8 protein-coding genes and 1 pseudogene are annotated in these 8,006 nt (G+C 58.2%); 2 read left to right on the top strand and 7 right to left on the bottom strand.

All coding sequences use genetic code 11. From position 1 onward, the window contains the following. The 4 genes from K290_RS37045 to K290_RS0132965 form a co-directional block, all read right to left on the bottom strand. On the bottom strand, positions 1-141 hold a 141-nt coding region (locus K290_RS37045; RefSeq protein WP_245276630.1), incomplete at its 3' end, for a helix-turn-helix domain-containing protein. 150 nt (positions 142-291) lie between these two features. Beyond that, positions 292-1,821, bottom strand: coding sequence for a ThiF family adenylyltransferase (locus tag K290_RS35710; protein ID WP_202595650.1), 1,530 nt, complete (start codon positions 1,819-1,821; stop codon positions 292-294). Then, positions 1,731-2,144: an E2/UBC family protein gene (locus K290_RS0132970; protein ID WP_028755379.1), complete on the bottom strand. Its 414-nt coding sequence runs from the start codon at positions 2,142-2,144 to the stop codon at positions 1,731-1,733. Before K290_RS0132970 ends, K290_RS35710 begins: the two co-directional genes overlap by 91 nt. Before the next feature lie 4 nt (positions 2,145-2,148). Continuing rightward, positions 2,149-2,484: a multiubiquitin domain-containing protein gene (locus K290_RS0132965; RefSeq protein ID WP_161631262.1), complete on the bottom strand. Its 336-nt coding sequence runs from the start codon at positions 2,482-2,484 to the stop codon at positions 2,149-2,151. A 154-nt stretch (positions 2,485-2,638) separates the two neighbouring features. Here K290_RS0132965 and K290_RS0132960 point away from each other — a divergent pair, with 154 nt between their 5' ends. Beyond that, complete coding sequence (locus tag K290_RS0132960) at positions 2,639-3,010, top strand: helix-turn-helix domain-containing protein (RefSeq protein WP_065091813.1); 372 nt, start codon at positions 2,639-2,641, stop codon at positions 3,008-3,010. 3 nt (positions 3,011-3,013) lie between these two features. On the opposite strand, the gene K290_RS0132955 is transcribed toward K290_RS0132960, so the two are convergent. From K290_RS0132955 to K290_RS0132945, 3 genes are read right to left on the bottom strand one after another with little or no spacing between them, the layout of a single operon-like run. Further along, positions 3,014-5,236 carry a S8 family peptidase gene (locus K290_RS0132955; protein ID WP_028755376.1) on the bottom strand — a complete coding sequence of 741 codons (2,223 nt, stop codon included), beginning with the start codon at positions 5,234-5,236 and terminating at the stop codon, positions 3,014-3,016. Continuing rightward, the gene (locus K290_RS0132950; RefSeq protein WP_245276728.1) at positions 5,202-6,563 is read right to left on the bottom strand and encodes an AAA family ATPase; all 1,362 of its coding nucleotides are present in this window, start codon (positions 6,561-6,563) and stop codon (positions 5,202-5,204) included. Before K290_RS0132950 ends, K290_RS0132955 begins: the two co-directional genes overlap by 35 nt. Positions 6,564-6,592: 29 nt before the next feature. Further along, a complete protein-coding gene (locus K290_RS0132945) occupies positions 6,593-7,705 on the bottom strand; it encodes an RHE_PE00001 family protein (RefSeq protein ID WP_051264284.1) in 1,113 nt (370 codons plus the stop codon). A 132-nt stretch (positions 7,706-7,837) separates the two neighbouring features. Between K290_RS0132945 and K290_RS39060 the strand changes: the two are divergent. Next, positions 7,838-8,006, top strand: a pseudogene (locus K290_RS39060) (IS66 family transposase); the annotation flags it as partial.

Raw genomic sequence — 8,006 nt, 5'->3', positions numbered from 1 at the left:
GTCAGTAAGGTCCCCAGGCAAGGGCCAGTTTAACCCAGCCGCCGCTGCGCGCTGCAGATTATCCTGCACCGTGCTACGCGCAATTCCCAACACGACGGCAATCTCACGCGAGCTGGTTCCGCTTGCTGCAAGCCGCAGCATTTGTCGCAAATGTCTCATGGTCAGCCTTCTCTTTGCCGGCATCAAAATCCCCTCGTTCACCGCGAGGTATTTGATGCCAAAGTTGCTGACCCAGGGAGTGATGTTCAGTGTCGAAAACTGGCCGGTCTTTGATCGGAACGGTGGCCGGCTTCAAATCGGAATGGTGGCCGGTCTTTGATCGGATTGGCGGCCGGCTTCACGTCGGAATCCGCATTCCGGCATCCCTAGAAGCGGCCTAGTGTCCCCAAAGCCTGTCTTCGGCAATAGGATCGGGCAGATCCCCGATTCGCTTTCGTAGATGAGCTCCATGCTCGCAAGGCTAAAGGTAACGCTCGCGTATTCGCGGTTCGGCAACTCCCGGAAGGGATGAAGCCGTGCAAGAAACTCACCGACCGCAAGAGCTGCGGCGAACATGTTGACGCTGATCACCGCCGGTCGGCGATTGACAACGCCGCGAATGTATCCCTCTTCCAGTTGCCGCCTATGGGCATCCGGATCGGTACGACGAAGACCTGCGGCCGCGACGTCGTCCATCGAAAACAGATCGCGGCTGATCAGAGACGATCGACCGGGCTGCAAATAGTGAATTGTGCCGCAAACCTCTCGAATCTGTCCGCGGTTATATCCGTCGCGAACCGCATCAAGCCGAATACCGATGTCGAAGTACGGTATGAGATATTGGCTGGCTATACAGTTCAGGAGATACCGTCCATCGACTGTATCCATGCAACCGAAGAGAACGTCGCATTGGGCAATGGCCCGAACGACGTCAGGGTCCCAAAGATTGCGGGGCAGCCGAACAACCTTGGTGCCTAAGCCCATCCGCTCGATGGCATCGCCGAGTACATCGACTTTTTTTCGGCCAGCCTTTGCGTCATCCATGGTCGAATTGATGACCCGATTTACATTACGATCTTCAATCGGATCATCATCCACCATGACGACTTCGCCGACACCGAGACGCACCAACTGTTCAATAACGGGGCTGCCGGTGCCGGAGCAACCCACGACGCCGATCGACAGCTTGCGGAGCCGCTCAATCGTGCCCTCATCGAATGCTTGCGCATGCGAGGTAACAAAGCTCGGCATCTCCACATCGCCCGTGTTGGGATACCAAAACAACAGATCATCGCCGGCAACGCTGATGCCACTGATAGTTCGCATCTCATTGTCATCGACGAGTGCGCGACCGAACATTTCCCCGGTTGGCAACATGACGACACTGCCGTGCGGAATATCGGCTTCCACCCAGCCTCGGATCATGGGCAGGAGCTTGTGATCGCCGATGTCATCGACGTCCGAAAACTTCGGATAGCCACCCGGATGGCTGTGGACCTTCACAACTGACAGCCCCTTCTCAGTAGCCCGTTCCAAAATGCCGGCAATGTAATCGGGGCTCCAAACGACGCCGACCGCGGACCGCTCGAGGCATTCTTCATAAGGAATGTCGTGAATCTCCCGTACCGTCAGCCGCTGGCTGCGATCGCCGTCCCGGCGACCGCAGAGGAGGATGGCAACGGCCTCGTAGCCGTCACCGGGGAACAAAAAGCTCTTCAGATGAGTATGTTGGTCGCCCGAGAGGGCGAGCGTTACCTTGCCGGGCATTTCTCGAACTCCCGCTCCAGCCATTCCTCGATCAGGAAAATATGCGTTCCCAGATTGTCGAAACCGATCTTCCACGGATTGGCCGCGGTGCGATGACGCGACCAGCGCTGGTAGATCTTGCCATCCAACTGCTGCTGCGCGTCGGAACAGCCTATCGGCTGGCCATCAATGCGCTTGAGCGGCGGATAGAAATAGACCATGTCGAGTTGAGCATTGGGATAACCCGCCTCGATCCGGATGGCGGCCGTAACCTTTTCGTGGTTATAGCCTTTGGGCACGGTAAAATCGTGGATGAGGACCCAATGCGAACCATCGATGATGGTTTCCCAAGGGCGTTCATAGGTGGTGAGAAATTCCTCGTCTTCCGCACCGAGATCGAAACTACGCCGCATTTCCATCCGCTCAGCCCTCCGTCTGATCCCGCGGCAGCGCCTTGAACTTCTCGATACCCTTGCGACGCAAATCGACCTCCTCGTCGAGAGAGATCTTCTCGGGACGTTCGCCAGCCATCTTCAGTCGCAGGGTATAGTCCTTAGCAGGAAGAAGACCTGCGAGGGTCAGAATTTCCGCGCCTGTGGGATTGGGCTTCTGGATGACATACGACTTGCCGTTGACCTGCAAGCGATAACCCTTCGCGAGCGGAGGCTGCTTGCCCAACTTGGCATACTCTTCGAGATCGATGATGTCGTCGAGGATCTGCTCCTCACCCGGGTCGTCGGTCTTATCATGCATGTTCATATCTTTGTCCTTCATATGTTGCAGTCGACCTCGTCGACCGATAAGCGCATGCTCTCACAAGCCTGCTTGATATGTCAAGCAGAAATTAGCACGCTTGACAGAATGAGCAAGCAGGCGTATTATTCCCGATAAATCAATATGTTAACAGATCGTTATGAACCCGGACACCAAACAACGACCGGCGACTCTTCCGAGCCTCGGGCAATATCTCGCTTCAATACGTGAAGATCGGGGTATGAAACTGAGAGAGGTCGAGTCGGCAACAAAGCGCGAAGTTTCAAACGCTTATCTCAGCCAAATCGAGAACGGCAAGATCAAGAAACCGTCCCCGAATGTTCTTCATTCTCTCGCGGTCGTCTATAAGATCAACTACGAGCAACTGATGACGATGGCGGGCTATGCTGTCACGTCGAAGACGCAAAAAACCCACCATCCTGCCCGCAATAGCTTCACCGAGCTCAATCTAACCCCCGAAGAAGACGCGAAACTGCTCGAATATCTTCGTTTTCTGCGAAGCACCAAATAGGCGTCAGGTCCGCACCGGGATATCGATGACGGGCCTGATCGGCTCTAGGACGGTCGCGTATTTGCGGACGATTTGGTCGTAGAGATCGGCGACTTTCTTCGCCCGTACCGTGATGACCAGCGCATAGGCCAGTTGCTCGTCAGGCGAGAAGTTGCGCCCCTCGAGCCGGGCATTGTAGTGAATGTCAAAGCACGGGCGGCTCAGGCTCTTGCCCTGGAACCGCCTGGAAGCGTGTAGGCAGTTTTCCCATTTCCAGGCATCGCGACGGAGCTCGTCCTCGCCCGCATCGAGACCCGGGTCGCCAAAAAACGATTTCGAGTTTGCGTGAACCTGTTCTTCCGCCTTGAACTTCCCATCATGGGGACGGAAGGTCGCAATCAGGCCTGCCCGCGTGTAATTACCAGGATGGTGAGGGTCCGTTTGGCATTTATAGCAGAGCGTTGCCGAAATTTCGACCATGCCGGCGAGTTCTGCATCGGGCATAGGAACGGCGGCGCGGATATACTTCGCTGGCGATATGGTGCCCTGATAAATCACACGGATCGCGTTGTCGTCGCACAGGACGATGTCATCGATTGTGCGCGCCACCCTCCCCCAGCCGACTTCCGCATGCGGCAGATCGCTTGGTTCAGCTGAATGGGTCAAAAGCGCCCGCACTGCAAGGAGATTCACCGAATCGCCAAAATGCGCCCGCAATCCGGTACCTAGCCGCAGCGTACTGGGTGCGGCGAAAGAAGTTCCTCCGGTCGGCTCAAGCTTAGGGATCGGCCCTTCAGCGACGACAAGAAATGGCCGCGGCAGAGATCCCCCGAATTCTACGATATCGGGCTTGATAAGGCCGGGACTGCGCCCGGGGCCGACGGCACTATAAGCCGCCCTCTGCCAGGGCGTTCCGGGTGAATCTGCTGCGCCGACGGCCAACGCATTGACACAGTCTGCTGGTACCTGGATTCGGTTGAAGCCCATCAGGGCGTCCCCTTCGCCGTTATTGCCCACGGCGATCGTGGCAAGCGTGTCGTTGAGCGCGAAGCGCTCATCCAGAACCGCAGTCCAGGCTTGCACGTCGTCGTCCTCGATAGAGAGGCTCGGACCAATGCTGATGTTGACGAAGTCGTATGCCTGATTGTTCAAAACGTAGTCTATGCGCTCCAGCGCTTCGTAGAGTTCGTGCGGATCCTGTCCCGGCTCAGCGTCAAGCACACGGTAATGGTCGACATTGCAATAGGGGACATCGATCGGCTTGGTGGGATCGAGCGACCCGAAAAGAAGAGCAGAGGTGACCTGCAAGCCGTGGTTAACCAGAAAGGGGTGGGACGCGCCGACGTGTTGCCCCTCGATTGCAGTTACCCAGGGATCGAGTACATGGTCATCAGGTAGCCCGCCGTCAAAAACCGCAGCTCTGATAGAGGGATCGACGGCCGGCTCGGTTGGTAGTCGGATGGACTGCGATGGCAACCCGGAGGTTCGGAACGCTGGCCGCAAGATCCGCAGCCTTGGCATTTGCCGGATTGCGCGAACGATCGTGAAAGTGGCGATGTCGTCGGCGAGGTCGACTGGTGCCTCGATTTCGACAAAGCAAAGTCCGCCGGCGTAGAAGCGCTTGGTCAGATCCTGCTCAACACCCAGGGATTCAAGGTAGGCTTCAAACGCAGGTAAAGTCTCTATTTCCCCAAGGAGGGGATCGGTGTGTAGGACAACTTCGAAGACAGCCTCCTTGCTTTTCGGCAAGGGCCCTTTGATTTTGTCCTCAACGGTTGGTGCCGCGATCTCCTCGATCGTGATCATGTCTTCGGCAAGATTGGTACCTTCGTTCCACTGCGGCAGCGCGCCTTGCCATTGGCGGAAAGCTGATCTTGGCCCAAGTAGGAAGAGCTCGGTCGTCAGCGTTTCGGTAGGTTCACGCCCTTTGGATTTTTTGACCGGCGTAATTCGGCGCGGTCGGCTGCCAACAGCCAGCAGGCCCGTCTGTTTCAACAAGGCTGCAGGATAAAAGGATTTGGCGATATATTCTGGGTTTAACGTTACAGACGCGACGGCGTGATCCTTAGGGCATGCCGTCGCAGGCAACTCATTGAGTATCTCGACTGTCGTTGAAAGCATCGGCGACAGGCGAGCACGGGCCTCCGAGAAGGTATAGGGTGCCACCTTATTGGGTGGCCCGCTTCGCACGATAACGTCGCTGGTGAGCCGTTCACCTTTGCCCAAAAGGAAGTTGCGCTTCGCCATCCTGTTTCCGCTTTCCCCTCGGCTTTGCCTTGGGTTTGGAAGGTTCACCTCTAATCGTCTCGCGCGCAACACCGGTAAATTCGTGTGCAGCGCGTTGTGACATCAGCTTCTCGCCAGCCAGCGTCCGCGCCAGAGCGATTCGTTCCGGCTTGGGCATCTGGTCCAAGCGGATGAGATCCTTCAGATGGGTCGTAAGGTCGCCGCCGTGAATGGCTGTGAGCCGTCGCGCCGATTTAATGTCCCGATCAATATCGCTGAAGGATTTGCCGCGCATGGCCCCCGCCAACACTCCAGCCCATTCGTCTGCCTTTTCCGTATGGGAAGCAAGGGAAGCCTTCACGAAGGTCGCGATTGCCTGCGGATCGGGCATCGGAAACTCGATCGCGTGATCGAAACGTCGCCAGATTGCCGGATCGAGAAGTTCTGAGTGGTTGGTCGCTGCCAAAAGTAAGCCAGTTGCCGGCCAGTCGTCGATCTCCTGGATGAGGACCGTAACGAGTCGCTTCAATTCCCCTATTTCGCCGCGATCGTCCCGGCGCTTAGCAATGGCGTCCAATTCGTCGAGCAGCAAGACACACCGCATCGATTTTGCGTAGTCGAGAACATGCCGAAGGTTGGTGCCAGTTCGGCCGAGATAGCTGCTCATAACGGCGGCGAGGTCGAGGATTAATAACGGTCGGTTGAGCGACCGTGCGATCCATCGCGCAGCCATAGTTTTGCCCACACCAGGCGGGCCTGTGAAAATTGCCGAACGTGTCGGCTCCAAGCCCACTTTCAGGAGCGCCTCCAAGTGGGTACGCTCATCAACAATGCGCTCCAGCGACTTTCCGAGTTCCAGCGAGAAAACCGGCTCATGATCGAGTGCCGGCGTCTCTTCAATCCGTAATAGCGAAAAGCGGGTGTCTGCATCAGTGGGCAGCACCGCCTCAGTTTGGCGACGCAGTGGCGAAGCCCGGGTCGGCGCCTCACGCATGAGTTCGACCAGGCCCGTCGCGAGTTCCGGCGCGTTATCGCGATGCGCCTTGGCCATGCGGTGCACCATCTGCAGAACATCCTGCGTTCTGCCCGAGAGTGCAATCCGAGCCAAATTTAAGATATCTTTTTCCAGTTTTGATGCCACAGCTGTCACGAGCGGTTCCGATCTCTTCTGCCACGACTTATAACCATACGCGGAAGATTTTCCACATGGATCAGTTAATTTTTCTTCCACTAACGAATATATCTCTGATTTAACAATGATATTTTTGGAAGAGACGCCCATGAGCATGGGTCCCACGACCTGACGCAAGGTGACCAGAATGACGGAACCATGAGTTGCCAGAATCACCTGTCACTACTCTTCGCTGGCACTCCGCGCTACAATATTCCCCACGCCCGAAACCTCCCCCTCCCCGTCATCTCGCGCAGGCCGAGCTCGCCAATGATTCGGACCGCCGACTGCGGCTCCACGTCCAGCGTTTTGGCGACCATGCCGGCGGAGACCAGCGGCCGGGCGATGACAAAGTCGATCAGCTCCGGCAATTTCGATGTGGCGCGCCGGCCGGCCAGTTTCCGCCCCATCATCTGTTTTGCCAGCGCCAGCCGGTCATGTTCCTTCAGGCCGATCTCGACGGCCGCGATCAGGCCCTGCGCAATCGCGAGGAGGCGGGTTTCGCGGTCGCGATGCCGGCGCCGATCCACGGGAATAGTTTTCAGGCCAAGATTGAGCGCGGCGAGATGCGCCGCGGTGGTGATGCCGGCCTGGCGCAAGAGCGACGCGCACAACAGCCGGCCTAGCCAGGGTGCATGTTGCAGCACCGCCAACTCATTCCAGGCATCGAGGACGATGATTGCTTGAAACACCGGCGGCAGACCGTCGGTTTCCGCCAGCACGGCCCGCCACTCCTCCAGCCGCGCATCCTCGTCCCAGTCGAGATCGTAGATCAGCGGATCTTTTTCGGCAGCACCGCTGCCCGCTGCGCGGCCGGGCGTCTTTGCTTTTTCGATGGCAGCCTCGGATCGGGCAAGCACCGCATCGATCGCGGCGAACTCCGCGTCGAGGAGGCCGACGCCGTCCTCCCCCTTCCCTTCTCCATCCGGACCGGCATCCGCCGTGGCGTCGTCGCTCCCGGCGATGCCGTCATCACCGAAGGATGGTGCAGGCGACGCCTGCCCGGCAACGACGTTGTGGCCGCGTAGCGATCGGAGACCGTCGAGGCTCAGCGCCCAGCCGGGCGGCTGCGCGGCGATACGCCGGCGGGTTTTCAGGACGTCGCGGGCGATTGTCAGTTCATGGGTCGGTGTGCGAATATCGCGCGTGTCGTCGTGCAGGACGAGGTCTTCCAGATGGACGAGTTCGCCGTCGATCCACAGCGAGGCGCAGGCGTCGGCGAAATGCATGCGCTCGATCCACCCCTGCCCGACCGGCGAACGGGCAATGCGCTCGTCGAGGCGCGCCAGCGCGATGCCCGCTTCCGAAATCGGCCGCAGAAGGTACGTGGGGCAAAATCGGTGGCAGCGTTTCGGTGAGCGAGCATAGAAGTGTGCATAACCCAGCGTTTTGAGAATTGATTGATAGCCTGGGGATTCTCCTGCCGGGGCAAATCATGATTCGATTCTGCCATGACGAAACGGCTCCCCTCCCCCGAGCATGCCGGCACGCTGTCGCTGAATGCGTTGCGCAGTCTGGTGTCCGGTCTGTTGGAGCGGTCGCAGCAGGCGGAAGCCCGGCTCGCGAAGCTTGAGGCCGACAACATCCAGCTGCGCGAGGAAAACGCCGCCCTTCGCTTGG

Source organism: Rhizobium leucaenae USDA 9039 (assembly GCF_000426285.1).
GTDB lineage: Bacteria > Pseudomonadota > Alphaproteobacteria > Rhizobiales > Rhizobiaceae > Rhizobium > Rhizobium leucaenae.
Note: the sequence above shows the minus strand (reverse complement) of the source record. Positions and strands in the feature narration are given on the sequence as shown.

Coding starts and splice junctions, on each gene's coding strand:
- K290_RS0132970 (WP_028755379.1), bottom strand. CDS start 2,144: ATGGAAATGCGGCGTAGTTTCGATCTCGGTGCGGAAGACGAGGAATTT.
- K290_RS0132965 (WP_161631262.1), bottom strand. CDS start 2,484: ATGAACATGCATGATAAGACCGACGACCCGGGTGAGGAGCAGATCCTC.
- K290_RS0132960 (WP_065091813.1), top strand. CDS start 2,639: ATGAACCCGGACACCAAACAACGACCGGCGACTCTTCCGAGCCTCGGG.
- K290_RS0132955 (WP_028755376.1), bottom strand. CDS start 5,236: ATGGCGAAGCGCAACTTCCTTTTGGGCAAAGGTGAACGGCTCACCAGC.